General features: G+C 59.5%; 21 protein-coding genes. 4 read left to right on the top strand and 17 right to left on the bottom strand.

What is annotated here, in order from left to right; all coding sequences use genetic code 11:
- The first annotated feature begins 401 nt into the window (after positions 1–401).
- Positions 402–5,321, top strand: coding sequence for a hypothetical protein (locus tag ACODSV_RS30755; RefSeq protein ID WP_150095239.1), 4,920 nt, complete (start codon positions 402–404; stop codon positions 5,319–5,321).
- A gap of 56 nt (positions 5,322–5,377) precedes the next feature.
- On the opposite strand, the gene ACODSV_RS30750 is transcribed toward ACODSV_RS30755, so the two are convergent.
- The 5 genes from ACODSV_RS30750 to ACODSV_RS30730 all read right to left on the bottom strand — a co-directional run bounded on the left by ACODSV_RS30750 (position 5,378) and on the right by ACODSV_RS30730 (position 11,025).
- Entirely contained in the window at positions 5,378–6,589 is a 1,212-nt protein-coding gene (locus tag ACODSV_RS30750; RefSeq protein WP_150095238.1) for a hypothetical protein, read from the bottom strand.
- Positions 6,590–6,630: 41 nt separating this feature from the next.
- The gene (locus ACODSV_RS30745) at positions 6,631–7,152 is read right to left on the bottom strand and encodes a CS1 type fimbrial major subunit (protein ID WP_150055523.1); all 522 of its coding nucleotides are present in this window, start codon (positions 7,150–7,152) and stop codon (positions 6,631–6,633) included.
- On the bottom strand, positions 7,149–7,889 hold the full coding sequence (locus ACODSV_RS30740; RefSeq protein WP_150055524.1) for a molecular chaperone: 741 nt from the start codon (positions 7,887–7,889) through the stop codon (positions 7,149–7,151). The genes ACODSV_RS30745 and ACODSV_RS30740 overlap by 4 nt, the downstream gene beginning before the upstream one ends.
- A 21-nt stretch (positions 7,890–7,910) precedes the next feature.
- Positions 7,911–10,430: a TcfC E-set like domain-containing protein gene (locus ACODSV_RS30735; RefSeq protein ID WP_150055525.1), complete on the bottom strand. Its 2,520-nt coding sequence runs from the start codon at positions 10,428–10,430 to the stop codon at positions 7,911–7,913.
- Between the two features lie 103 nt (positions 10,431–10,533).
- The gene (locus ACODSV_RS30730; protein WP_150055526.1) at positions 10,534–11,025 is read right to left on the bottom strand and encodes a CS1 type fimbrial major subunit; all 492 of its coding nucleotides are present in this window, start codon (positions 11,023–11,025) and stop codon (positions 10,534–10,536) included.
- Between the two features lie 443 nt (positions 11,026–11,468).
- On the opposite strand from ACODSV_RS30730, the gene ACODSV_RS30725 reads away from it, so the two are divergent.
- Together ACODSV_RS30725 and ACODSV_RS30720 are read left to right on the top strand one after the other, a co-directional pair.
- On the top strand, positions 11,469–12,053 hold the full coding sequence (locus ACODSV_RS30725; RefSeq protein ID WP_150055527.1) for a PadR family transcriptional regulator: 585 nt from the start codon (positions 11,469–11,471) through the stop codon (positions 12,051–12,053).
- Positions 12,050–12,817: a siderophore-interacting protein gene (locus ACODSV_RS30720; protein ID WP_150055528.1), complete on the top strand. Its 768-nt coding sequence runs from the start codon at positions 12,050–12,052 to the stop codon at positions 12,815–12,817. The genes ACODSV_RS30725 and ACODSV_RS30720 overlap by 4 nt, the downstream gene beginning before the upstream one ends.
- A gap of 136 nt (positions 12,818–12,953) precedes the next feature.
- On the opposite strand, the gene ACODSV_RS30715 is transcribed toward ACODSV_RS30720, so the two are convergent.
- The 12 genes from ACODSV_RS30715 to ACODSV_RS30660 form a co-directional block, all read right to left on the bottom strand.
- Positions 12,954–13,919, bottom strand: a complete 966-nt coding sequence (locus ACODSV_RS30715; RefSeq protein ID WP_454843890.1) for a fimbrial protein — start codon at positions 13,917–13,919, stop codon at positions 12,954–12,956.
- A gap of 165 nt (positions 13,920–14,084) precedes the next feature.
- Positions 14,085–15,056: a fimbrial protein gene (locus tag ACODSV_RS30710; protein ID WP_454843891.1), complete on the bottom strand. Its 972-nt coding sequence runs from the start codon at positions 15,054–15,056 to the stop codon at positions 14,085–14,087.
- Between the two features lie 124 nt (positions 15,057–15,180).
- Positions 15,181–15,729, bottom strand: a complete 549-nt coding sequence (locus ACODSV_RS30705; RefSeq protein WP_150095204.1) for a fimbrial protein — start codon at positions 15,727–15,729, stop codon at positions 15,181–15,183.
- 11 nt (positions 15,730–15,740) lie between these two features.
- On the bottom strand, positions 15,741–16,220 hold the full coding sequence (locus ACODSV_RS30700; protein WP_150054990.1) for a fimbrial protein: 480 nt from the start codon (positions 16,218–16,220) through the stop codon (positions 15,741–15,743).
- Positions 16,221–16,249: 29 nt separating this feature from the next.
- Positions 16,250–16,744, bottom strand: a complete 495-nt coding sequence (locus tag ACODSV_RS30695) for a fimbrial protein (protein WP_150054987.1) — start codon at positions 16,742–16,744, stop codon at positions 16,250–16,252.
- Between the two features lie 10 nt (positions 16,745–16,754).
- Positions 16,755–17,333, bottom strand: coding sequence for a fimbrial protein (locus tag ACODSV_RS30690; RefSeq protein WP_150054986.1), 579 nt, complete (start codon positions 17,331–17,333; stop codon positions 16,755–16,757).
- 21 nt (positions 17,334–17,354) lie between these two features.
- On the bottom strand, positions 17,355–18,116 hold the full coding sequence (locus ACODSV_RS30685) for a fimbria/pilus periplasmic chaperone (protein ID WP_150054985.1): 762 nt from the start codon (positions 18,114–18,116) through the stop codon (positions 17,355–17,357).
- Positions 18,113–20,713, bottom strand: a complete 2,601-nt coding sequence (locus tag ACODSV_RS30680) for an outer membrane usher protein (RefSeq protein ID WP_150054984.1) — start codon at positions 20,711–20,713, stop codon at positions 18,113–18,115. Before ACODSV_RS30680 ends, ACODSV_RS30685 begins: the two co-directional genes overlap by 4 nt.
- 19 nt (positions 20,714–20,732) lie before the next feature.
- Positions 20,733–21,293 carry a fimbrial protein gene (locus ACODSV_RS30675; protein ID WP_150054989.1) on the bottom strand — a complete coding sequence of 187 codons (561 nt, stop codon included), beginning with the start codon at positions 21,291–21,293 and terminating at the stop codon, positions 20,733–20,735.
- A 60-nt stretch (positions 21,294–21,353) separates the two neighbouring features.
- Positions 21,354–21,863 carry a fimbrial protein gene (locus tag ACODSV_RS30670; protein ID WP_150054983.1) on the bottom strand — a complete coding sequence of 170 codons (510 nt, stop codon included), beginning with the start codon at positions 21,861–21,863 and terminating at the stop codon, positions 21,354–21,356.
- A gap of 577 nt (positions 21,864–22,440) precedes the next feature.
- Entirely contained in the window at positions 22,441–23,064 is a 624-nt protein-coding gene (locus ACODSV_RS30665) for a Pr6Pr family membrane protein (RefSeq protein WP_150054982.1), read from the bottom strand.
- Positions 23,065–23,068: 4 nt separating this feature from the next.
- Complete coding sequence (locus tag ACODSV_RS30660; RefSeq protein WP_024073644.1) at positions 23,069–23,302, bottom strand: VF530 family protein; 234 nt, start codon at positions 23,300–23,302, stop codon at positions 23,069–23,071.
- Positions 23,303–23,512: 210 nt separating this feature from the next.
- Between ACODSV_RS30660 and ACODSV_RS30655 the strand changes: the two genes are divergently transcribed.
- On the top strand, positions 23,513–25,531 hold the full coding sequence (locus tag ACODSV_RS30655; protein WP_150095205.1) for a TonB-dependent receptor: 2,019 nt from the start codon (positions 23,513–23,515) through the stop codon (positions 25,529–25,531).
- Positions 25,532–25,615 lie beyond the last annotated feature (84 nt).

Here is a 25,615-nt window from a genome sequence, read left to right as displayed (position 1 = left end):
CCCCAGTAAAGAAGAACGCGGTGTATCAGACACTCTGTAGAGGCTGGTTTTGGGGGGCTGCGCAGCCCAACGCGGGACAAGCCCGCTCGCCACAACAGCCCTATCGGCCGGGCGTTCAGCGTTGAGCCAACGTTGTGTAGATACCTATACCTATGCCCATGGCAGGCGCGAGCGCTCGGCAACGCCGCGCTGTGCTCGTTGACCAGCCCTGCGCACTCCAAAAGACCCGCCTGCCCACCGCCTAGTGATCGCCGCTCTGCAGTGCCCGGATCGGCCTCTACGTGGTCGTTATATAGGCCCGCCGCCCGCTCGACGACCATTAGTGTGGGCATTCGCGCGTGGCCCGCTCATCCCTGACACCGGCCCGCACCGATCCCCCATCGCGACAGGAAACCCAAGTCATGCCTTCACACCCTCAGCCTTCCACCGAAGACCTGCTGCAGCGTCTGCCAGCCTGTGTCACCGCCATCGAGCACCTGCTGGATGCCCAGCCGGACTTGGCGACAGTCATGGCCAGCGAACTGCGCCAGGCATTGGCAACCCTGGTACCCGCCAGCCCGCCGAACCCCGATGCGGTGTTTCTCAACGAGTCTGTTGACGACACGCCGTCGCAGGCAAATCAAGCCAGCACCGCACGCGCGCCCCGCATTATCCGCACACGCAACCTGACACAGGTGCTTCAGGAGACGATCGCCACCCGGAATCTGCCGATCGCGCTTGCCAAAGAGCCGCAAGCCGGCGTCGTCAACCCAGCCGTCGGGTTCTATCCAAGTGCCCACGACACTGGCCGCAACCACGAAATAACCGCATTGGACGTCGCGGCAGTCAATCAATTGATGAGCGACCTGCAACTCAACTGCCAGATGTTGTACGTGCGCAAGCTCGCAGCATTCTGGTCGTCGCCCCATGCAAGCACCGGCGCGCTGAGCGTCTTGGAGGCCATCAGTCAACAGCAGCGGATGCTGTTTACGCTTGAGGCGGACCTGACGCTGCACGATGCCCGCCAACAGGTCACACACGCCGAGCAGTTCCTGGAGAAAAAGCCTGCGGATGTTCAAGCCCAGGCGGCCGTCGCCACCGCCCGGTCACACCTGTGGGTGCTGACCGAAGGCCGGCAATTGATCGAAAACCGCGTGCTCCATGAGACCACGAACAACGCCACACCGCCGCTCACGCTCGGTATCACGCTGAGTTCGACGGACCGGGCTGACTGGTCCGTGCCCCTCAATGGCTGCTTCGTGCTGACCGAGCGCCTTCACGGGGCGCGGCCGAGCGTCCTGTATACCCCGCAATTCGGGGTTGAGTTTTTCGAGCATTTCGCCGCCATGGAAAACGCCTTGCGCCTACGCCTGGTGAGACGCGCCGAAAGGCCCCTGCTGCTCGCCAACATTGCCGCCAGCGAACGCTCCGCGGCTAACGACGTGTTAGGCCGTGAGCAGAAATTGACCTACACACCGATCACCGGGCAGGTATTCAGTACGTGCCTGCAGGCCCAGCGTCTGCAGCAAGAAGCTGATATCGACCAGGCCTTCAGTGCATCCCCCGCCCCCTTCGAAACCTTGGCCGCCAACGTACGTGCCAGCCTGGCACTCCCGCTCAAGGGCCACCCGGGCTTGATCGCCCGCCTGCCCGCACCACTCGACCTGACACGGGCCTCCCCCATCCCGCTCACCATGCCGGTCGCTGAACACCAGGCTCATCTGATACAGCAATGGAACTCCGTCAACCAACAGCTCGACCAGGTGCTGGACAAGCACCGACATCCCTCGCTGCCCAGCGTACTGGCGTCGTTGCTCAAGGAGACCTTTCCACAGCTGCCCGCCGACACCGGGCTGAGCAGCCTGTATGTCAACCGCTACCGCACCGACAGCGCTGGCCTGCGCCATTTTGAATCGTCCCGCACAGTGCTTGAGGCGGTGTGCGCCGCCTTGCTTTGGGAAAACACCGCGCTGGAAACGGACGAGGGCGAGGTTCAAGCCGCCCAGGAAGACGGCGCGGCCTCCGTCGACACCTTCGCCGAAAGCGTCTTCAGCAGCCCGACCGCGTTCAGCGAAAACGAACAGATAGCCCACGCCGGCACAGTGCGGGACCTGGCTCAAACGCTCCAGGCGCAGTTGGCCGAGCAGATCACCCGGTACTGGCGTACGCCCATCGCGCCTGAGCTGCTCAGCCCACAGGCCAGGCTGATCGATGTCCAGCGCCAGGCCCTGGATGTCCAGGCGCGCCTGCGCGTGGCCGACAATACCCTGAGCCCGCTGGCCAAACTGATGATTGATCGCGTCGTGCGCTACCCGACCCAGGCCCGGCGTGAAGCCAGCTTCAGCCACGGGAACCGTCCCGGCGTCTATCAGGTGACGGTCGACACTGGCCGTGCAGAGGCCGCGCGTATGGCCGGCAGCTTCGTCCTGACCCGCCATGACGGGTCCCGCCCGGACGCCCCCCACTGGCCCCAGGGGCACAAAAACCTCAGTGCCCAAACGGCTGGCGTTGGCGCGGTGGTGTTGTATACCCCGGACATGGGCTTTGAAGAGTATGCGTCCCTGCAAGCCCTGTACGACACGCTGAAAGCCCGCATCAACGGCGGCGATGACGCCGGCAGGTTATGCGCCAGTGGCCTGCCGCTGTGGGTGCAGGATGAGAAAAAAGGGCTGTGGGGAAACGACCTGAGCACGACCTTTACGCCGATAGCCGACGAATTTGTGGCCGACAGCATCCAAGCGTTGCTCGACAAACAGCAGTCCGACATAGAGACCATTCTGGGCTTGACCGAGGATGAGCCGGCGCCCGAAAGCAATGACCCCGCGACGCTGACCGCGGATAAACCGGATAGCGAAAAAAATGGCCGCGCGGAGCTGGTCGAACTGGTGGACATGGCCGGGCCGTTCATGGCACGCAACCGGCTGTTGAGGGAGCACTGGCGGCCAGCCTGGGAAAAGCACTTGAGCCCGGCAGACCGGAAAGCCCTGCAAGACCAGGCTGACACCACCCAGGACAAACAGGACGAACTGACCAAGCACTGGAAAGCGCTGATTCCCACATTGGCCGAGTATGCCAAGCAACAGGTGCTGTCGAAGATACGCGCCTTCCTGGTCGAAAAAGGCCAGGACTACCCCGCACACGGCATCGACCCGGACATGACCCTGGTCATCCGTACTACCCGCACACGGGTCAGTTCCGGAGGCGGTTTTGGCTCTATGCATGAAAGCGCCAAGAGCAGCCAAATGAGCCTGACCGACCTGTTGTTGAAAAACAACAAACCCTGGGAAAAGAGCCTCACTTGGGCCGAAAGCGACGCGCTGGAAGCCACACTGACCACCTCCCAGGGGCTCTGGGTACGCGATGCCAAGGGGCACCCCATCACCCTGGATAAAGAACGCCTTGAGCAATGGGTCAAGGACCTGAATGTTGGCCACCAATACACGCAAAACGTACTCAAGACATACCTCGCGCCAGAGGCCGCGACAGCCGAAGCCCTGGCCCTGAAACACGCCTGGATCACGAGCCAGGCATCTGTCCTGGACTACGCGGCCCTGTCGGCGCGGTTGAATCCCTATGCCTACGTCACAAAAACGCCCAGTGACCCCAGCCAGAAGAAAGCCGCCACCTGGATGGCGGCAGTGCTGGCCTCTGCACACCCGGCGGCACGCCCACGGGTCGACGGGCAGGCAGTGATCGCCAATGCGCTGATGTTCAACCCGGCCAGTGACGCCCCCGAAGGCCGCGGCGGGCAAACCGTGAACGGCGTGCTGATTCTCTCCACTGCCGTCGATGACATGCGGGTGTTGTATACCCCGCATGCCCCCGACGGCGTGGAACTCAGGGAACTCGCCGACGAGGCCGAACTGGTGCGGCTGATGCAGGGGGCGACCTGGCTGGATTATCTTCGGGCACGTTTACCGACAAACACACGCCTGCTCAATCAGCGCCTGGCCGCGCACTCAGGTGATCTGCTGGCCGGGCTTTACCGGCAGAACTACCTCTACCTGCTGGACAAAACCGACACGCAAAGCGTGACCAACCAGGAGCTGGAGTCCCAGGCGACCCTCAACAAGGTGCTGTTCGGCATCGAAGTGGCGGCGACCGTGCTGGGCGGGCTCCCCTGGAGTGGGCAACTGGCCTCTTCGGCCACCCGGTTCGTCGGCCGGGTGGGACACACCACGGTCCATGCCTTGCGCAGCCTGGGGCAAACCGTGGCAGGGCTCGTGGTGCGTCGCGGGCCGCGCGCGCAGATGCTGTTTGAGCTCGCCAAGGTCACCAACACGGTCGCCGGGGTGACGCGAACGACCGGGCTGGGTATCAAGCCGCTGCCCATGCTAATGCGGCCGACGAGAAACACGCTGCGGCCGGACCTGCTCAAATACCAGGCAGACTTCCAACAAGAAAGCGCCCGCCTGCTGGTGAAGGGTGGCATCCCGGCCGGTGCAGAATTGGCCGAAGGCACAGGTATCTATCGCGTGCCCGGCACGCCGAACACCTTTCTGGTTCGCAGCGTGGGTGAAAAGGGCAAGGAGCAGGTGTTGCGCATTCAGAATACGTTCAACCTCTATGACGGTAATGGCGTGGTCGCCCCCGTGCTCACCCCCTCAGGCGGCGTGACCCCGTTCAGGTTGCGGCGCCTGCCAAACAAGTATTGGGAACTGGACACCTGGCAGCGCCTACCCGGTGGAGGGCCGAAAACCGACAGCAACGTCTTCACCGCCCTGAGTGAATGGGACGCCTACCTCAAAGCCAATGCGGCGTTGCCCAACCCGATAACCACCCTGGACCCGGCCGGCTTTTTCAGAGCGCGCAATATCCCGCTCAGCACATGGAACAAAGTCGTGAAGTCAGGCGGCACGATCACTGACTTGGGCAAGGCGCGGCTCAATCCCAAGCAGTTTGCACCGCTGACAGACGAGCTTTTCATGGCATGGCTAAACATGAAGCAGCCCACCAAGGACGCGGCGGCGGCCTTTATGAAAACGCATAACATCAGCCCAATGAATTGGGGCGCGTACGTCGGCAAGGGCAAGCTGACCAGGCTTGGCGAGGACCGGATGATAAGACTGGCGAAACCTTCCAACGATTTTTTCACCAGGATCACCGACAAGCACTATCAAGACTGGTATCAATTGGTGCTTCAACCGCAATACCAGAACAGAACGGCAGCCCGGCAATTTGCCCTTGATCAGGGTATCCACGCATCGTCCTGGATGAAATACGTGAATAACGACGGCACGTTCAAGATGTCCATTCCGACTGTTGCCGAGCGCGTTCACCGCCTGGGACTTGGAGTGCCCATTGATTTGACGAAGCCTGGCCCGTCCCAGCCGCCGGTCTGATTCGCACGGCTGCGTCATCGACACCCGCCCGGCGATGAGCGATTTCTTGCACCGGTTCAGACTTCTGAATCCCAGATCACGGTGACGCGGCCTTCGTAAGTGTTGGCCTCATTGGGGTGCAACATTTTCTCTACGTCATCGCGAGCCACTTCGAAATGCAGGGTGCCGGGCTTGCGGTTCACAAACATCGTCGAAAGCAGCAACTGCGTGCCCGTGCCATCCAGCCGCAGGGGGCGGCGATTGATCGGCTGCCCCACCGCATCGACGATGCCGTGGGGCATGGTCACCCCGACCTGTAACGGCACCGAACGCCCCGAGGCAGCGTCTCGTATCCGACAGGTGTTGTCCCCCGCTTCAAAGTGCTGGCATTCAAGGCCCATCTTGAAGCGCGAAGTGGAATGAAAATTGAAAGTTTGGTCCCTGAACAAACGCGTCGGCTTGCGTCCTTGGTTGACCCAGCCTTGCCAGCCACCTTGGGGCAACAGCTCGATGCGATCGCCGCCCGGTGGAATTTCGACTTTGAGGACGTGATCGACCGAGAGAATAAAATTCAGCGTGACCTGATCATCGCTGGGCAACATCACGTCGCCCATGTCGAAGTCCTTGTAGGGGCCCACGCTGAACACCTGCTGCCCGCGATATATACCCGCTCTCATACCCAGGGGGTTGGGCGTTACCAGTTCGTAGGTAAACCCAAAGCCGTCAAACCACAGCTTCCCTGCCGGCATAAGTGAAGTAGACCTCATTCCACAGCCCCTGACGCCTTCCGGCAGCAACCAGGTAAACCCGTAGAACCCAACGCCCCCTACCGCCACGCCGCTGGATCTGCACGGTGCCGGCGGAACTGGGCTGGGTTCCCAAACCATATCGGGAAGCGTCCAGCGCATGGCCATGCCGATGCCAGAAATGCGCAGTTGAAGGGTTTCGGTCTCCCCTGTTTCATCGTGCACGACGGTGATAGTTCTACGCTCGGTTGGCGCATGAAACAAAATATGCTGACGATCATCACCGCCCGGCTGAATCGCCGAGGCCATATTGAACTTGATTGGCAAACCGATGCTGTAGCGCGCCTCGCTGCAATACTGCGGCGCCCAGCCGCAATAACTGTTACCCGGCGGCGTCTCGTTTTTAAAAACATTGCGCGCCGGCTGAGACGGGTCCGGCCTGAAGGAGGCCAGGATATCCACGGTGGCGGCCATGGCTGGCCCGGACAATCCCGACAGCAGCCCAGCCATCCATAGGCCCAGCACGTTGAGTTTCACTTGCATAGGTTTACTCGCTTTTGAAGGGCTCAAGCGCTGCACCTTGCTCACGGGCGCAACGCATCAAAAATGATCTGCACGCTGCCGAAATACTGGCCCGCGCGATAACCGTCGTCCGGCACTTGCGCAGCGATGACCAGCGGCACCCGCTTGCCGGCCCTGGCGTCGTTTTCAGGCACCACCAGGGTGTCGGTGAGCGTCAGCGACTCCCCGTTGAAGGTGATATTCAGGCTGATCGAGTCGTGCCCGTTGAACAGTGTCGGCACAAACCCCAGGCGCGCCGTGATGCCGCCCAGCACGTTCTTGACGTCGAAGTCGGCACGCAGGGCGCTCAACCGTTCGGTCACCGGGTTGTAGTGCATGACCTGCTCACGCTCAAGAAACCCGGAGTCGACCGGCAGCACATAGAAGTCGCTGGTGGGAATACTGACCGTGACATGGAACTCCGTTTCTTCACGGGCCGCGAACGCCGAGAAGCTGGGCAGGCTGAGGACACACCAGGCGATCACCCGCCACCTCAGGCGCAGGTAGCTTCGAGTGGGACGGTACGGACACAGCGAACGACTCATCCTTTCACCGCCTGGTTTTTCTGCGACAGGCCTTCCACCAGTTTGAAGCGGTACTCACGCCCCGCTTCCTTGATGAACGAGAACGTACGCCCCGGCAGTACATGGTTCTTGGTGGTGGGATGGCAATCCTCGGGCTTGCCGACGACACAGCTCTTGAACTCATCGACCAGGATCACGCTGTTGCCGTTGTTGCGGATGGCGTACCGCCCTTTGTCGTCATCAATACGTGTATCAAAACGCGTGTCCTGGGGCCGTACGAAAAACACCGTGCCGTAGCCGGCCAACACGCTGACGCCGGCCTGCAAGGTGTTCTGGTACACCTCGCGCTCTTCTTCGGAGACCGCGAAGGCATCCTCTTTTTCCGGCACCACAGGAATGTAGCGCACCCGGAAATAGCGCTCTTTGCTACGCGCGCCCAAGTACAACAGCCGCGTGCCCTGCATGCCGTTGACCGGGATGATCAGCCTGGCAGGGCTGGCCATCAGGCCGTCGCGGGCGCTGACCCCGGCCTGTGACTTGAGTGCCACTTCGCGGCCCACCCCCTGCTCGTCATAGACAATTTCCAACACCTCGACCTTCACAAATGCAGTGCTGGAGCCGCCATTGAAGATGCGCTTGAGGTAGGTACTTTTGTCGCCGTCCAGGTAGTCGTACACCACGCCGACATTGATGGCCGGACCCGCCTGAACATTCAGGGCGTACAGCAGCATGCCCAAGATGACTGCTACTACTTTCATGATTTTTTCTCCGCGAAAGGGTCAACCCGATTTCTGCCGGGCGAATGAGGCATCGGCCAGGGTGTCCGGCGTGCAATACAGGTCACCGATCATCAGCACATCGTTTTCGCTGCGATGCTTGTGCACATCCAGTCGGAACTGGCACAGCAGGTCAGTTCCACGGCGGACTTCCAGGGTGGGGGAGCCAGCGTTCATCTCCATGGAGAAGAACCCGTCGACCTCACTCACTCCGCGACTGGCGTGATTGATGAGGTGGTGGCCCTTGAGCGGCTGGCCCTGGGGGTCCACCAGGCGGCCGAGCACGGTCACGGTTTTCATCACATTGATCTTGCGGTAGACCACGCCCCCCTTGTTCAGGTGGTAGGCGGTACGGGCCGGCTGGATGGTGGCTGCCGGCGGGTGGTTGCCCTCGAAGTCGAAGCTCACCGAGCTGCTCTTGTAAGCCGTGATGGGCACGAAGTTACGCCCCGGTCGCAGGGCCATGCTGCCGCCGTTCAAGTCGTCGGCGCGCAGCGTGATGTCATCGAGATCAGACTCAACGTCCACGATCATCCCCGCGCCACTGCCATGGTGCTGACTGGTCAGGACCATCTTTTGAGCGCCCACGGCCAAGGTCGTGTTGAGGTTCAGACCACCGGTCAAGTCACCGTTGTAGGACGAGCGCTGGGCAAAGGCATCGCCATGGAACGCGTCGCCATGGAAGCTGGTCATGCCGGACATGCCCATGCCATACACGTCGGCCAGTGCGGTCGCCGAGACACTTTGCAGCACGTGGCCAGTGAGGTCCTTGCGGTAGGTGAGCGAGGCATTGTTATCGCGCTGGCCTTCGCGGCCGGTGCGTGAGCCGATGCTGCCGGACCAGCTTTCGCCCGGGCCACCGAGCGCCAGGTTGAGCGTCAGGTCGACCCCGCGATTACGTTTGTCGCCGGTGCTTTCGCTGGAGGGCCGATCGAACAACGACAAGCGCCAGTTGGCATCACTGCCCAACAGCGTGTCGTGGCGGGTCCACCCCAGGTCCAGGCCGACGCCCTCGACATTGCCCTGGCTGTGGGACAGCCTGGCATTCAGGGAATCGTCCCGGCCCAGGCGATGGTTGACCGACAGCGACGAGGTGCTGGTCTGGCCGACAAACGTGCGCCGCAGTCGCAGCCGCGTACCGTCCGGCAGGGTTTCGTAGGTGTTGCGCGTGTCCAGCCAACTGCGGTTGTGACTGGCAATCACACTGCCCATGCCATAGCTGTAGAGCGCCTGCACATCCATGCCGGTGCCGTATTGCTGGGTCTGGTAGACGTTGGCGTACAGGCTGGCACTGTTGGCCAGGCTCCAGTCGATGGAGCTGCCGAGTTGCATGCGGTCCTGCACCTGGCGACCCGACAGCCCGAGCACCACGCGTGGGTGTGCCAGGTAGTTGAGCGAGGCACCGGCGGTCATGTCGCCCTTGTCACGCTGCTCCCAGTTGTTGAACAGCGTGCTCTCGCGACCGGCAAACAGGTTATAGCGCCAGCGTTCGTCGTGGTTCCCCCAGTTGTTGGGCTTGTACACCAACTCTTGGGTGGTGGACGTCACCTGGCCGTCTTCGACCAGGCGCACTTCCACTTCATAGATGCCACCGGGCAACGGCCGGGTATCGATCGTCTGCAAACCCGCGGCCACTTGCTGGGTGTTAATCAGCAAACCGTTGCGATAGATCTCCACCGAGCCCTGGCGGTTGGAGGTGACATAGATCGGGTACACGCTGGGCTTGGGGTTGTTGATCGCCAGGCTGTCGGAACTGCCGACCATCACCCCGACGGCCACATCCGGCGCGGCCCCGAAGGAACGGGGCTGGCGATTGAGGCCTTCGGAGCTGGGCGTGAAGTAACCCACGCGCAGAAACTGGCCCTCGTACTCACGCTGGGCATACAGGGAATACAAGGCGTGATAAAGCTGGGTGTCCGGCCCGCCCAGGCGAGCCAGTTGCAGGTTCAGGGTATGGCTCCAGTTCCCCAGGCTGCTGCTGGCTTCAACACCGAAACGCCCGCCCAGGTCCTGGTTCTGCCCGCCATTGAGGTTCAATTGCTTGTTGATGATCAGGCCGCTGCTGCCGCCCTCGGGCAGGGCGTAAAAGTGTTCGAGGTCGGCGTCGCGCTCGGCGTTTTCGGTGAGGATCGAAACCAGCGAGTTTTCCAGGTTGTAATGCACGGCCAGTAATTGCTCGGGGCATGTCTGGGTACAGTTGCCCAGGGGAATACCGCCCTTGAGGTAGTTGGCCCAGGTGTCACGCTCGGTGCCGCTAATCGCGCTGTCGCTGTAGTCGGTGAAGTCCAGCAAGGTCAACCGGTCATCCCGCGACAAGACAATCAGCGCCTCGCCGACAAATTGCTGGTCCCGCTCCACACGCACCGCCAGGGGCACATCGAAAAAGTGCTCTTCGAACTCGCTCGGCAATCCTTTCGCCTGAGACAGCAAACTGCGCGGAGTGTAGTTGTTATGAGGCGCGGCCATAACGACCGAACAGGTGCACAGCGCCAAGGCCGTCACGAGGGGTCTCAAAGGGAACATGAACTCAATACTCAGTAGGCGAATGCAGACCGGTTGAAAACCGACCGCACGTGGCGGCCGGCTGGCACGGTTAATAAGGCCTGGCCTTATTAATGAGCTGCGATCAGAACGTGGTGCGTGGCACGTCGTCGAAGATCACCGTCGCGACAGTGCTGTAGCGACCGGTTTGCGTGGCGGTCGGTTTGGCAGCCTTGATCACCATGGTCCTTTGCAGGCCAGGGTTGGATTCATCGTCTGCCGCGACTTCCTTCGATGTGCCGTCCAGCGTCACCGCCCCCAGGGTGATGGTCAGGGGAATGGCGTCAGTGCCGTTGGTCAACGACGCCGGGCCATCCTGCAAGTAAGCATTGATGGAGCCGCCGGTGTTCTTGAGGGTGAACACCGTCGACAGCTGGCTCAGCTCTTCGGTGACGGTGTTATAGATCATGGCCTCATCACGACCAAAGTTAGGGTCCAGAGGTTGGGCATGGAATTGTTTGGTCGGAATATCGGCCCGGATGTTGATCGTGGTGCTGGCATCGTTGGCCGCCATCACCGCCGATGAACCCAATACCGCAACCGCCAGAGGGAGAGAAACTGCGAACTGCTTGAACATGCTGGAATACCTGTCATTGATAATGAAATGGTGGTTGAAAGTTCATACCGGTGACTGAACTCCGATGATGCGCTTACAAACTTCCAACACCAAAAAATAATCAACCATTCCTTTTTAAAAATAAGCAGGACGCCGCTGACAAACAGGCAGGATAGTGAGTTTTCTTCAATACGAAAAAGAATGAATATTTAAAATTAACGTGAACAGAATGTCAGAACCGGATGACAAACAGATAAACTAAAAAAAGCAGTACAGTGCAACTAACAACTCATGAAAAGTTCAAGTAACCGGTTGAAGATCATAAGCCTGTTGCCCGATATTGCGCTGCCGACTTGCCTGCCATTGCGGTAGGAAACGGCCGAACAACCATTGGTCGGCCGTCCTTGACGCCGACAAAAGATATATCTTAAGTTCTATCTTATCCAAAACGGAGAAGACAGAACATGAGAGAACACCACCCCCATCCCCCCCACCATCGTGAGCACGGCGAGGGTCGTGACGGTTTCGAAAAACGCCCCGGCCGCGAACGGGGTGGCCGCGGCCCGCGGGTCTTTGCCCCGGGCGACCTGAAGCTGCTGCTACTGGCGCTGATCGCCGAGCAGCCGTGCCATGGCTACGACCTCATCCGCCAGATCGAAGGCCTGTTCGACGGCGCCTATAGCCCCAGCCCCGGCGTGATCTACCCGACCCTGACCTTTCTCGAAGAAAGCGAATTAGTCACCGGCGATGCCGATGGTGGAAAAAAACGCTACACCATCACCGACGCCGGTCGTCTTTCTTTAAGTGAACAGGCGGTCGCGCTGGAAGGCGTGCGCATGCGCATCGATGTCAGCAAGCGTTCGTTGCGCGGCCATGATCGCCCGCCCGAAATCCACGAGGCGGTGCACAACCTGCGCCATGCCTTGCAACTTCACCATGGGCGCTGGAGCGCGGAAGAAATCATTCGTGTCGCAGCGCTGCTCAACGGCACCGCCCACGCTATTGTCGACGGCCCGGCCGTCCCATCTGCCCCGGGGAAAGCTCAATGAATACGCACGTCATCCATCGCGTCACCCACGAGATCAAACGCCGTCGCCTCGACGTGCTGCGGGTGATCGATATCACCCCGCGCATGCGCCGCATCACCGTTGGCGGCCCTGATCTGGAAGGGTTCGTTAGCCTGGGCAGCGACGACCACATCAAGCTGCTGTTCCCGCAGAACGCCGCCGAGCAAGCGGCGCTGGAAAGCCCGACCTTCAACATCAAGGGCGATGGCCCGCAACCGGCGATGCGCGACTACACGCCACGGCGTTTCGACCTGAGTATCGGTGAGCTGGATATCGACTTCGTGCTGCACGGCGATGGCCCGGCGTCTACCTGGGCCGAGCAGGCGCAAGTCGGCCAACATGTATATATCGGTGGGCCACGCGGATCGATGATCGTGCCGGATATCTTCGACAGTTATTTGTTGATCGGCGATGAAACCGCCCTGCCCGCGATCGGCCGACGCCTGGAAGAATTGCCGGCCGGGCGCAAGGTGCTGGCGGTGATTGAAATCCACAACACCGCGGAACAACAGGCGCTGCACAGTGCTGCCGATGTGGAGGTGATATGGGTGATACGCGGCCAGGATGACCTGCTCGATACGGTGCGCAACCTGACCCTGCCGAGCGGCTCGCTGTACAGCTTTGTCGCGACTGAAACCAAGCTGTCGCGCCAGGTACGCCGGGTGCTGCTGGACACCCATCACGTCGATGAAGCGTACCTCAAGGCGGTCGGTTATTGGCGCGCCGACGGCAGCGACGAAGCGTGAATCAAGCGTGAGGCTTGATAACGTTATCGAGCCCCACCACCGTCAACGTGCCCCTCCGGCATTCACACAGACATGTGGGGATGCGAATGCCAAAGCGACCGGCGTGGATCACTGGTGGCGTTGACCTTGCCGTGGGTCACGGCACCCCCATCACAAGTACACCGCTCCCACCTATGGTCCCGGCGGCAGGCAGGGACCCGGCTCGCCGAACGAGCGTAAACGTCACATCGTCCCCGCCCCCGCTGTTGGTAATACGGGTCAGGAACGAACCGCCGACTTGCACCGCAGAACCGCCACGCACAAGGGCAGTGCCCACGTCCAGGTTGCTCATCCTGAGGAGCCGTGTATCAAACGCCGATGGGGTGCCTTTGTAGCTGATGGTGATCGGTGTGTTGATGCCGCCATCCGGGCATGAATAGGTGAGCCGGCGGTCGCTGCGAATGGTGGTTGTCAGTGGATCGGTACCGATTGCGCGCTGGTGGACGTTGCCGAAGTTTATGTCGATTGGATTGTTATTGTTGATCGTGCAAGTGGATGGGGAGATGGAGAAGTTGTTGGCGGCGGTGTAAGTCATGTTGAGTCTGAATGAAGATGAGTTGTAGTTATTGGTACCGCTGAGATGCAAGCGCCCGAGATTATCGCCTATTCGAATATCGAGCGGATTGGACGGACTGTTGCGTACCAGAATATAAGGCGTGATATCGATCGGATAACCAATAAAGTTGTCAGGCAGCGTGATGACCCCTAGTCCACTCGGGATAGGCATATTTCGGTACGTTCCATTGATTCGCAAACCGGCCCCTTCGCCGCTGAATTTGATGCCAGGTATCCAGGGCGTCCCCGTTGAGCTGCCCGTTAACCAGTAGTCCTGCCGCGAAGACGGGCTTTGTGAGCCTGGGGAAAATCTGCATTCAAGCCGTACACCTTCCAACATGATCCTCGTACGATCCGCGGTCAGAGTAACTGTAACCGGGACCTGTAGGGGTAGTTCCCCGACGATCACTTGCCAAGATCCGCCATTCACACGGCATTCAGCAGCCCTCACACTCGTAGCCCCCGCCATAAACATAAGGAGCACCGTGGTTCCACAGAGTCGTTTCATTTTGACCTCTCGTTGTTTCTATACTCAAACACCGTCCACAGAACATCTGTCCGGGCTTAAGCAGCCCAGAAGGGATTTGAAGTTTGACTAAGGTTGTTTTCAGCCTATGAATGAAGGCTCACAAGTGCGCAAGTCCAGCGTAAAAATACCTGACCTCATCGTGGCTCACGGCACCCCCATCACAAGTACGCCGCTGCCACTTATGGCTCCAGCGGCAGGCAGCGACCCCGCTCGCCGAACGAGCGTAAACGTCACATCGTCCCCGCCCCCGCTGTTGGTAATACGGGTCAGGAATGAACCGCCGACTTGCACCGCAGAACCGCCACGCACAAGGGCAGTGCCCACGTCCGGATTGGTCATCCTGAGGAGCCGTGTATCAAACGCCGATGGGGTGCCTTTGTAGCTGATGGTGATCGGTGTGTTGATGCCGCCATCCGGGCATGAATAGGTGAGCCGGCGGTCACTGCGAATGGTGGTTGTCAGTGGATCCGTGCCGATTGCGCGCTGGTGGACGTTGCCGAAGTTTATGTCGATTGGATTGTTATTGTTGATCGTGCAGGTGGAGGGAGAGATGGAGAAGTTGTTGGCGGCGGTGTAGGTCAGAGCAAGCGCCGCGCTGCCGGCATTATAATTGTTTGTCTGCTCAAGATTTAACCCTCCGAGGACATCCCCTATTCGAACATCAATAGGGTTCGTTGGGCTGTTGCGTACCAAAATATAGGGCGTTACATCGACCGGGTAACCCACCCCGTTATTAGGCATGGTCGTCATTCGGATGCCGTTCGGAACCGGAGAGTTGTAGTGGGTCCCATTGATGCGTAAGCCGGTACCTTCACGGGTAAATTTTGGGCCGGGCACCCACGCAGGACCGACTCTTGCCGACGTTGCCCAGTAATCCGTATACCAGGGTTGGCTGCCACCAAAGCCAGAGAACCGGCACTCCAGCCTCGCCCCTTCAAGCATGATGCGGGTTCTGTCCGCCCCCAGTTGGACGGTGACGGGAACTTGCAGGTTCAGCGTCCCGCCAGCCCCTACAAATATCCACGGCCCGCCGTTCACTCGGCAATCAGTTGCCCTTACGGTTGTCGCAACACCCGTCAGAACAAGAAGCACCATGACTCCATATAGTCGTTTCATGTTGATCTCTCGTCGTTTCCCTACCTAAACGCTGCCCACAGAACATCTGTCCATGCTTTGGCCGCCCAGAAGAGATTTGAAGTTTGACTAAGGCCATTTTCAGCCCATGAATGACGGTTCACAGCTACGGATAGTCCAGCGTAAAAGTAGAGGTCACCGTGTACGCACCGTGCCCAATGGTTTGGTCCCTGATCGCATTCGGCTCACCTTGCACATAGGCTTTAAGCTCGATGACATTGCTCCCGTCACTCAGCACCTGTTCGTCGCTGACGGTATTCAGGGGCAAAGGCTTGTTGTTCTGCGTCTCTATACCGAGCCCAATACCCGAGGCGCCGCTTCCACCATCCAGCGCGAACAATCCGGGGAGCGCCGTGTTTTCCCGACCGCCCAACATGATGGTGACGGTCTTGCCAATCGTGGTGTTGCAGTCCTCCAGGTGGACCTTGAACCCCTTCCCCTGTGTGCGCGTGTTGATATAGAGGTGCTTGCTGGTGACGTCCCAGAGGTCCAGGACGATCGCCTCGTCACCTGGGCGGATCGTGCAAGCCTGTTCCACCAGATTGCCCTTCAAGCTCAGGTTGTCCGCCGCATACCCCTCGGGCATCAGGCCCAAGGTCAGCAGTAACGCCAGCCCGGCACATGGCCAAGCCCTATGAACGCTTTCATGTCGCATAGACTCAGCTCCTACTCGTATTCAGCCAACAACGTGGCCACCGCTGCAAACCTTGCGGGGGGCAGGGTCGCACCGGGCTGCTTGACGGGCACCACTTCCAATACCGGCGGTGACGACAGGCTGATGTCCAATGGCGTATTGAGTTGAAATGGCAGGTTGTTCTGATAAATCCGAATGCCCAATGCAGGCACGCTGGTCTGCACCGCTGAGCGGTCATATACCGTTGCCGTACCGTTGACACTCAACTTCAGTTGCCAGGGAAGCGTGTCGGGACCACAACTGATGGTGTAGCCCACCCCTCTCCGATATTTCACCCCGTCGACCCGCTTTACCCCGACATCGCCAAAATCGACTTCAATCGTGTTGCCCGCATCAATCGTGCACGGCGGGGGCTCATTCAGCGTTCCGCTGAACGTCAGGTTGGCCGACGCACCGCTGCAAAGGCCGAGCGACCATAAGGCGAGCAACGCTCGCTGCTGCCAACATGTCATTGATCGTTTCTCTTCATGGGTAATCGACTTCATTGGTAATCGACCACAAGCGTGGCGGTCGCATCGAATGCGCCTCCCGTCAGTTTGCTGCCCGCACGTTTGACGGGTACCGCCTGCATGACTGGAAAATTCGGATAAGTGAAATTCACGGCCGTATTCAGAGGCCAGTCAGCACCATTGACGAACAGCTTCACCCCCAGATCCGGCTTGCGGGTCACGAGCACACGATTATCGAACGCTGCCCCCGTACCCTTGAGTTCCAGCGTCAACGCGTTGCTGAACGGGGAGTCGCACCTGACGGTATAAGGCACATCCCGGCGGTAGTTAACGCCGTCAACCCGAGACGTCAGCAGGTCATTGCCAAACGGCACATTGAGCGTACTGCCGTTGTTAATCACACACGGCGGAGGCGCGATGATGACCGCGCGGATGGTCAAATTGGTGTCGGCTTGCACGCCTTGGCTGACAGCCCACAATAGGCTGCCACCGACAAGAAAGGCCCGCGGACCGGTTGAGGTAGCCATCGTTCTGCCCTTAGTCATAATTGAGCCTGAAATCCACCACGGCCCTGAATGCCCCGCTGGATAAAGCAGCGGAGGTACGTGTGGGCTGAACATTCCAGGTCTGGGTGTTACCACCCAGGGGCAAAAACAAAGGTTCGCCCCTGGAGCCCAGCTGTACATCCCGCCCCAGTGCATCGGTCAATCGCAGGCCCATCCCGGTGATGCCTTGCACTTTGACCAGCCGTGGATCATCGGCATCGGCGGGTGCGAAAAACGCGACCGACAGCACCGGTTGAAAAGCACTCCAGGTCAGGTTGCCCGTACGTTCACTGCGAATGCCGCCCGCCGTGCGGTGGCAGTCGGTAAAGCGCAGCTGAAAGGCCACCGGTGGTGCCTGGTCGCCAGGCCGTTGCAACTGGCTGGTCGACACGGCCCCCAGGTCAATCGTTTGATGCAGTGATGTCATCTCCAGACTGCAAGGGCTTTCATGCATGACCCCGGAAATATTCAATATCCCGTTCATGCCCTCGGTTTCCCATCCGTCGGCGTGCGCGCGCGCCATGCAGGCCAGTAGCAGGCCGCCCAAGCGCTTAAGATTGTGCGACTTCATGACGTTCTCCCGCGCCAGGCCCTAGTCATTAGCCGGTGATGCTTTCACGTTCACTTTGCACGTGTTGCCACTGCAGGCGAAGGCCAGCAGCGGACGTCCGCCGTAATCATTCACGTAAGCCAGATAGGGGCTTGTGCCGAGCGCTTTGGCGGTTGGTCCCAAGGCCAGCGTACCTCTGGGCGGGACCATCAGCGGCTCGAAGCCCGCCACGGTCTTGCCGTCTTTGGTGCTGCGCGCATCCACCAGGGTCACGTAGTAAGGCGTAGGGTTATTCACCTGATAACGCTCGCCTTCGAGGGTAAGGGTCAGCTTTTCCTGCCAGGGGTTGGACAAGTCTTGCTGGCTGGGCGTAATGGCTTGCGGTCGGTAGAACAATTTGATCCGGGTCTGCAGCGCAATTTGCAAGGTATTGGCTTTGTCGCTACGCGGGGGGATCTCCCTCAAGTTGAAGTAGTAGACCGTCTCTCGATCCTGCGGTAACGACTTGGCTGCCGGCAACGCCTGAACTTTCACCTGACTTTGTTTGCCTGGCTCCAAGCGTTGTACCGGTGGTAGCACGATCAAGGGCGAGGTGATTTTCTGGCCCTCTTCGTCCTCAATCCACCCCTGGGCCAAATACGGTAGCTGGGTATTGTTATTGGTGATGTTCACGCTGGTGGCATCTTTGCCGCCATCAAAAATCACTCGGGTGCGATCCAGGCCGACAGCGGCGTTGGCGCTCTGGCTCAAGCCCAGGGCCAACAGTGCGAAGGCCTGTAGGGTGAGGCGTGTGTTCAGCATCATGAGGATGTGTTCTCCGTATCGGTCGGCTTCCCGGTCAGCGTTGCTGGCTCGGGCAAGGATTGATCAGTGGCTACTCTTTGGCAGCCCAGTTGCAGTGCATCGGTCAAGCCATCAGCGGGCAAAACGACTGGAAGCGTGAGGATGCATCGCTCGCTTCCCCCCCAACTGACGACCATCTGCTCGCCGGCCTGAATACCGCTCAGGTAGACATTGCCGCCGTCATTCACAATCCCGGTGTCCTGCTGCTTGACGTTCTTGACCGTCGCGCCGAAGGGCGGTGAGCTGCCATCCGGCAGGCGTAGAACCGCCATGGCCTTCTCGCCGGAAATCACGTCCAGGGATCGATAACCGATAGCGCCTTCGGTGAGCGTCAGTTGCGTGACTGATTGAGTCGCCTCGACATTGCTCGGCAAGCTCTCCAGGTCGACACTGGCGGCTGTACGCTGATAGCTGCCGATGTCGGAAATGACCGCTTTGCCGAAGGCGTTGCTGCGGGTCGGTGTGCCGTAACCGCGCACGGGCACATCCGGCACACCGGCGGTATCGATCATCAGGCGGGTCCCGCCCGTACTGTGGGTACGATGCAGGGCCGCACCGTAAGGCGTGAGCGTGCCACCGCCACGCGCAGACACACTGAGGCTGCTGGCATTGCCCTCTTGTCGACTGGCGGCAAGATCAATGTCTGCCTGGTCACCGATATGACTCAGATAACCACTGGCAGCCTTATCGCTGGCACTGAGCTGGTAACTGTTGCGCTCATCGAGGCGATCACTGTAGCGCGTCGAAAAACTGTTACTGCCGGCCGCTCTGCCAGCGTCCAGCGACAGTGTGCCGGTCGGCCCCAACGGCAAGCTGACCGTCAGCGCCATGCCGTTATCCTTGTAGCTGTACTCCTGAGTACGGTACATATTCAGGGCCAGGCTCATGTTCTTGACGGTGCCCACATTGAAGTAGCGTGACACCGACAAGTTCCAACGTTGAGTGGCCGGCCGCTCCCAATACGTTTGTTTGTTGTAACTGGCATAAACGGTGGCGCCCAGATCACGGAACTGCTTATTAACGGTCGCCGTATAGAGCGCTTTGCTACCGCCGATAGGTCGCCAATCGCCGTGGCGTTCGCCGAACTCGTTGAGCCCCGCGAGTTCGCCGTTCCTCCCGTAATGACGAGCATCCAGGTACTCGCTCATGCTCAAGTAGTTTTTCTCGGAAAAACGGTAGCCGGCAAAGGTGATCTGGCTGTCGTACTCTTCAAAGTTCTTGGAGTATTGAAGACGGTAGGATTTGCCCGAGAGCGTTTCATTCCAAACGCTTGCGTGGGACTGGGTGGCATCCAGCGATACGGCGCCGAATGCCAACAGGTCACGACCGACCCCGACAGACAACGCGCGGTAATTGTTATCGGTGATGCTGCCGCCATACAGCGACCAGCCATTAGCGATGCCCCACGAGAACTCGCCACTGCCGAAAAAGTTGCCGTCAGCGCCGTACTGGAGATTGGACGGTCGCCCAGCCGACAGTTTGTAACGGACGTGCCCGGGGCGCGTCAGGTAGGGAACGCCTGCCGTATCGATCTGGAAGGTGTGGACCGAACCGTCCTGCTCTTCCACCCGCACATCCAGCCTGCCGGACACCGCGTCATTCAAGTCCTGGATGCGAAAAGGCCCCGCCGCGACCAGCGTTTCATACAGCACCCGCCCTTGCTGGCTGATGATGACCCTGGCATTGGTCTTGGCGACCCCGACCACTTCAGGGGCATAGCCACGCAGGTTCGGTGGCAGTTGGCTTTCATCCGAGTTGAGCGCGGCACCGGTAAAGCGGAAGCTGTCAAACAGGTCCGAATACAGGTAATCCTCACCCAGGACCAAACGTGCCTTCAGTGCAGGAATGGCGCGATAAGCGTAGTAGCGACTCCATTCCAACTGCGGATGCCTGGACGCTTCCTCGCGGTCTTTGTCGATACGCCCCTGCCAATCGGCCCTCAGGCGCCAAGCCCCGGCATTGGCCCCCACTGTTCCGTTGCCAGTGAAGTTGTTGGTCCGGTCATTTTTTTGGGCGCTGGATTGCGCTGTCAGGTTGTAGTCAATCAATAGCCCGGGCACCCCATCATCCCAGCGGGAGGGCGGATCCCAATTGATGGCGCTGTACTCAAGGTAGGCTTGAGGGAGGCTGATGTTCAGTGTGGAGGAGGCTAGATCGCCACTGACCTGCGTACCCGGCAAGCCTTGAATATCCAGGCATTCCCCGCCTTTCCACCATGTGAGCCTGACAACCTCGGCCTCTTTGAGGCCCAACTGGTCAACAAGCTCACGCGATAAACAGGCTTGGCTGCCTTTGGGATCATTATCGGGGGGATAAAACGCCACTGATTGCTCAGAAATAGGCTGGCTATTTATCTGCACGACCATCGAGTAGGTGCCTGGCAGAATAAACCCGCTGCGTGCGAACTGAGACAAGTCAATATTAGTGCGGTCGCTGAGATCGAGAACATCGGTATTGAACTCGATATCCCCGGCACCCAATGCAGTTCCCGCCACAGACATCAACCCGCCAAGGAGACTTGGACGGAGCGTTTTTTTGATCTTCGACGCATTCAACATGAAAGCAACCCATCACTGTTCAAAAGTATTCCAACTTGAACCGCACTGCGGCACTGTGAGCTCCAGGTAACAGTGGCAATCCGTTGCCCACCAGGCGAAGCGTGTAGTGAAGTGTCATGTCACCTTCAATCAACGGTTTCAAAGGCATCGGCTCACCTGGAACACTCTCTTGTCCCGTCGCATCCCAAATATGAAAAGCAATACCCTGCGAATCACCCGAGGCCGCAAAAGAGCGACCGTCTCTGTCGGGAGGGCCGTCAAATGTCACTTGCAGATGCTCCCAATCAGGCAAGGTTTGGCCTGGGCGCAACGGGTCAGGGCGAGTCAATGAGCAATTGACCAGGCGCAACTGGAAGGGGTGTGGTGCTCCCATTGTGTTTCGCAGCAACCGGCCGATGGGTTCGTGGGGCATTTCGATGGATTGATCGACGCTGGCCAATTCCAGCCCGCACGCTGAGTCAATGACCTCTCCCCCCAGCGTGACGACGCCCGCGCCCTGCTCAGGCGTCTTGGCCAAAACGCAAGGGCTGATGAACAACGTCAATGAAGAGGTGATAGCGAGGTTTATGAATGTTTTCACCGTTTTCACCGTTATCTCCCGCCAACTTCCCCCGTCACCGTTAAGTGACGGGGGAAAGACTTACTGATAAGCCAAGGTGAAATTGGTTACCGCGGTGAAACTGCCCGGGACGATGGCACCCGTGGCGGCGCCTTGAACATAGGCACCGAACTGCAACGTGTTGTTGCCGGCGGCAATGGCCTGCGGGGTCGTAGGGACACCCAACTCAATAGGCTTGCTGCCATGCGTCATCATGATGCCCACGCCGCCTGCGCCACCGATGGTACCGATCGCCCCCGGCACAACGGACGAGGGTGCGCCCGTGAAGGTCGTGGTCACCGTGTTATCTGTGAGGCCAGTCAAATCGCAGCCTTCAAGTTCAATGCGCACTGGCCGGGCTTCAGACTTGCCGCCCGATTCCAACTGATGCTTTGCGATCGCCCCCAGCGGAATGCTCTGATCTACGGATTCAGGCTTAATGGAGCAGGCACCCGAGTGGACCGACCCGGTAAACGTGATCGTTCCATCCGCCGCATGAGCGACAGACATCGAACCCACCAACAGACCGAGAGACAACAGCGCAGTTTTCATTTTGGTTTTCATTTGCCAATACTCACAAATCAATAAACGTCATATAGAAACCCTGCAGAAGTGGTGCGCAGGACTTATCCAAGCGCCGAACAGGTTTACGCTTCTGACTTCATGTCGATAAACGGTTGGATCATGCAGTAGTACCGCAAGACTTTTTTTCCAACTATTTGCATTGCAAATCAGCAGCATGTTCGAAGCGAGGCAAGTTTCTACCGCCAACGCCACTATGTAAGCCGTCTGTTTCGCAGAAGTGCGTAGCTCTGTTACATCAAGATACGTAGGACAGTTGTGGCTATTTGCCAAAACTTTACAAATAGGCTGTAAGTAAAAGACTACACGATGATTAATGAGAATACTTCAGTGTAAGATATGTATGTAAGAATAAGATTACATATGCAAGGAAACCACAGTATCTGCCTGAACAGATCAACTAAAGAGTTAAATAGTTAATAAAAATCTAAAGACCGCCATAGGCGCTTTAGTGCAGCGCTTGGAAGCGTGGCCGTTCGGGCGCAAGGTGCTGGTGGTGCTTGAAATAGGCATGCAGCGCCCCGGCAGGCGCTACGCAGTAGGTGAGTCAGGCGCGGGGCTTGATGACTTTATCCAGCCCCACCACCACCAACGCGATCAGCACGAACCCCGCCAAGATGCCCCCGGCATTCACAAACACTTGTGGATAACCGAGGGTGTCCACGTCAATGAACGGGTACTGATATTGCCCGAGCAGATGCCCGCGCAGCAGCACATAGCCGAAGTACACCAGTGGGTAAATCATCCACCCGGCAATGTGCTTGAGGCGCAAGGTGCCCTTGGGTACCCAACGCCACCAGTAGATGACAAACAGCGCCGGCATCACGTCGTGCAGCAATTCGTCGGCAATGAATTGGAAGCCCGTGGGGCTCCACAAATGCCGCAGCAGCAGGTTGTACGCCAGGCTCACCACGATGATGCTCGCGGCAATCGCGCTGCTGATCCTGGGTGAATGGAAAAACCGCTTCGCGGCAGACTCGCGGTTGACCAGCGCATAGCTCAGCACCACAACCACCAGGGTGTTGGTGAGCACAGTGAAGAAACTGAAAAAGTTGATCAACCCGCCCAACAGGCTGGCACCGGCTTGCCAGCGCGAATAGAAAATCAGGTACTGCTGAATCGCCAACCCTGTCCAACCGGCCAGCGCCGCTGCCGCCACATACCGCTTCATGTCATCAGTCCAGCGGGCGTTTGGTGCGCATCAACTTGACGTACAACCCTTCGACTTTTTCGCGCGCCCAGGGGGTCTTGCGCAGGAAGGTGAGGCTGGACTTGATGCTCGGGTCGCTCTTGAAGCAGCGGATATCAATGCGCTCGGCGAGGCCCGCCCATTCGTAGTGTTCCACCAGGGTGGTGAGGACGTGCTGAAGGGTCACGCCGTGGAGGGGGTCGTTGCTTGTCGCGGTCATGCCGGGCCTTTTGCAAAAAGAGGAAACACAGCCGCGCACCTTAGCCGACGGGGCGTACAGGTGGAAGCACCGCATTGAATATAGCCCCTGGGAAAAGTTCCCCTTTTCAGCAAAAAAAGAGATGTTATATTGTAACAGTAATTACCAAAATCCAGCCTTTCACTACCGTTTCAGCCTTCTCTTTTTTGCTGTTTTGCCAAGGAATGTACGATGTCCCGCTCCCCTCTCTGGCGCCTGTCCCCCCTGGCCGCCGCCCTGTTGATCAGCGCCGAAGCCCACGCCCTGGAACTGCCCCCCCAGGTCATCACCGGCAACCCGCTGGGCAACGAACAACTCGCATCGCCGACCACCGTGCTCGAAGGCGATAACCTGACCCTGCAACAAAAAGGCAGCCTCGGCGAAACCTTGAACAAGCAGCCGGGTGTGTCGTCGTCCTACTTTGGCCCCGGTGCCAGCCGGCCGATCATTCGCGGCCAGGACGGCGACCGCATTCGCCTCCTGCGCAATGGCGTCGGCGCGCTGGACGCGTCGTCACTGTCCTACGACCACGCGGTGCCGCTGGACCCGGTCAATGTCGAGCGCATTGAAATCGTGCGTGGCCCGGCCGCCCTCTTGTATGGCGGCAGCGCCATCGGCGGCGTAGTCAATACCTTCGACAACCGCATCCCCACCGAAGCCATCGAAGGCATCCACGGTGCCGGTGAACTGCGCTACGGCGGCGCCGACACCACGCGCAGCAGCGCCGGCAAACTGGAAGCCGGCAATGGCACCTTCGCCCTGCACCTGGACGCCAACGCGCGGGAATTCAACGATCTGAAAATCCCAGGCTTTGCCCGCAGCCGCCATGCGCCTGAGGCCGAAGATGGCCCCGGTAAAAATGGCCGCCTGGGCAACAGTGACGGGCGTCAGGACGGCGGTGCAGTCGGCGGCTCCTACACCTGGGACGATGGTTACGCCGGGCTGTCCTACAGCAGCTATGACAGTAACTACGGCTCCCCCGCCGAGCAGGACGTGCGCATCCGCATGAAGCAGGATCACTACGCGTTCGCCTCCGAGATGCGCAACCTGCAAGGCCCGTTTACTTCGGTGAAACTCGACGCCGGCTACACCGACTACGAACACCGCGAAATCGAAGGCGGTGAAACCGGCACGATTTTCAAGAACAAGGGCTATGAAGCGCGGGTTGAAGCGCGCCACCAGCCAATCGGCCCGTTCGACGGCGTGGTCGGCGCGCAAGTGACTCGCAATGAGTTCTCGGCCCTGGGTGAAGAAGCCTTCGTGCCGCAAACCGACACCAACGCTGGCGCGCTGTTTATCCTTGAGGACATGCAGGCCACCGAACGCCTGAAACTCAGCCTCGGCGGGCGCCTGGAACACACCCGTGTTGACCCGGACGCCAAAGGCAACGCGCGCTTCGCCAATGCCGACAAGGCCAATGACTTCACCGCCGGCAGCCTGTCGTCCGGGGCGGTCTACACCCTCACACCCGTCTGGTCCGTGGCCGCGACCCTGGGCTACACCGAACGCGCACCGACGTTCTATGAGCTGTACGCCAATGGCGCCCACGTCGCCACCGGCACCTACGAACTGGGCGATGCCAACCTGAAGAAAGAAAAAGCGGTGTCCAGCGACCTGGCGCTGCGCTTTGACAATGGCACCCACAAGGGCAGCTTCGGTGTGTTCTACAGCCGCTTTTCCAACTACATCGGGCTGCTGGGAACGGGTCGTACGCTAAACGACGAAGGCGAAGAAGACGCAAGCGGCATCCCTGAGTATGAATACTCCGGCGTGCGCGCCCGTTTCGCCGGCTTCGAAGCCCAGGATCACTGGAAGCTCGGCGAAAGCGCCTACGGTAAGTTCGCGCTGGAACTGTCGGGCGACTACACCCGCGCCACCAACCTCGACACCGGCGAAGCCTTGCCGCGTATTGCACCGCTGCGCTTGAACAGCGGCCTGCTATGGGAACTGGACCGCTGGCAGGCGCGCATCGACGTGGAACATGCCGCAGGCCAAGGCCGTGTGCCAGATAACGAAAGCGGCACCGATGGCTACACCACCCTGGGCGCCAGCGCGGGGTATCGCTTCAATGTGGGAGGCAGCCAGTGGCTGGCGTTCGTCAACGGTGAGAACCTGACCAACCAGACCGTGCGGTATGCCAGCTCGATCCTGCGTGACATCGCGCCGGCACCGGGGCGTAGCGTGCAATTCGGCGTACGCACCACTTTCTAAAAAAAACCGCGAATCCTACCTGTGGGAGCTGGCGAGCGGGCTTGTTGTGGCGAGCGGGCTTGCCCCGCGTTGGGCTGCGCAGCA

Source organism: Pseudomonas sp. FG86, from assembly GCF_057808775.1.
Note: the sequence above shows the minus strand (reverse complement) of the source record. Positions and strands in the feature narration are given on the sequence as shown.

What these genes read in the sequence shown, in the direction of transcription:
- ACODSV_RS30755 (WP_150095239.1), top strand. Translation starts at nt 402, where the DNA reads ATGCCTTCACACCCTCAGCCTTCCACCGAAGACCTGCTGCAGCGTCTG.
- ACODSV_RS30750 (WP_150095238.1), bottom strand. Translation starts at nt 6,589, where the DNA reads ATGCAAGTGAAACTCAACGTGCTGGGCCTATGGATGGCTGGGCTGCTG.
- ACODSV_RS30745 (WP_150055523.1), bottom strand. Translation starts at nt 7,152, where the DNA reads ATGAGTCGTTCGCTGTGTCCGTACCGTCCCACTCGAAGCTACCTGCGC.
- ACODSV_RS30740 (WP_150055524.1), bottom strand. Translation starts at nt 7,889, where the DNA reads ATGAAAGTAGTAGCAGTCATCTTGGGCATGCTGCTGTACGCCCTGAAT.
- ACODSV_RS30735 (WP_150055525.1), bottom strand. Translation starts at nt 10,430, where the DNA reads ATGTTCCCTTTGAGACCCCTCGTGACGGCCTTGGCGCTGTGCACCTGT.
- ACODSV_RS30730 (WP_150055526.1), bottom strand. Translation starts at nt 11,025, where the DNA reads ATGTTCAAGCAGTTCGCAGTTTCTCTCCCTCTGGCGGTTGCGGTATTG.
- ACODSV_RS30725 (WP_150055527.1), top strand. Translation starts at nt 11,469, where the DNA reads ATGAGAGAACACCACCCCCATCCCCCCCACCATCGTGAGCACGGCGAG.
- ACODSV_RS30720 (WP_150055528.1), top strand. Translation starts at nt 12,050, where the DNA reads ATGAATACGCACGTCATCCATCGCGTCACCCACGAGATCAAACGCCGT.
- ACODSV_RS30715 (WP_454843890.1), bottom strand. Translation starts at nt 13,919, where the DNA reads ATGAAACGACTCTGTGGAACCACGGTGCTCCTTATGTTTATGGCGGGG.
- ACODSV_RS30710 (WP_454843891.1), bottom strand. Translation starts at nt 15,056, where the DNA reads ATGAAACGACTATATGGAGTCATGGTGCTTCTTGTTCTGACGGGTGTT.
- ACODSV_RS30705 (WP_150095204.1), bottom strand. Translation starts at nt 15,729, where the DNA reads ATGCGACATGAAAGCGTTCATAGGGCTTGGCCATGTGCCGGGCTGGCG.
- ACODSV_RS30700 (WP_150054990.1), bottom strand. Translation starts at nt 16,220, where the DNA reads ATGACATGTTGGCAGCAGCGAGCGTTGCTCGCCTTATGGTCGCTCGGC.
- ACODSV_RS30695 (WP_150054987.1), bottom strand. Translation starts at nt 16,744, where the DNA reads ATGGCTACCTCAACCGGTCCGCGGGCCTTTCTTGTCGGTGGCAGCCTA.
- ACODSV_RS30690 (WP_150054986.1), bottom strand. Translation starts at nt 17,333, where the DNA reads ATGAAGTCGCACAATCTTAAGCGCTTGGGCGGCCTGCTACTGGCCTGC.
- ACODSV_RS30685 (WP_150054985.1), bottom strand. Translation starts at nt 18,116, where the DNA reads ATGATGCTGAACACACGCCTCACCCTACAGGCCTTCGCACTGTTGGCC.
- ACODSV_RS30680 (WP_150054984.1), bottom strand. Translation starts at nt 20,713, where the DNA reads ATGTTGAATGCGTCGAAGATCAAAAAAACGCTCCGTCCAAGTCTCCTT.
- ACODSV_RS30670 (WP_150054983.1), bottom strand. Translation starts at nt 21,863, where the DNA reads ATGAAAACTGCGCTGTTGTCTCTCGGTCTGTTGGTGGGTTCGATGTCT.
- ACODSV_RS30665 (WP_150054982.1), bottom strand. Translation starts at nt 23,064, where the DNA reads ATGAAGCGGTATGTGGCGGCAGCGGCGCTGGCCGGTTGGACAGGGTTG.
- ACODSV_RS30660 (WP_024073644.1), bottom strand. Translation starts at nt 23,302, where the DNA reads ATGACCGCGACAAGCAACGACCCCCTCCACGGCGTGACCCTTCAGCAC.
- ACODSV_RS30655 (WP_150095205.1), top strand. Translation starts at nt 23,513, where the DNA reads ATGTCCCGCTCCCCTCTCTGGCGCCTGTCCCCCCTGGCCGCCGCCCTG.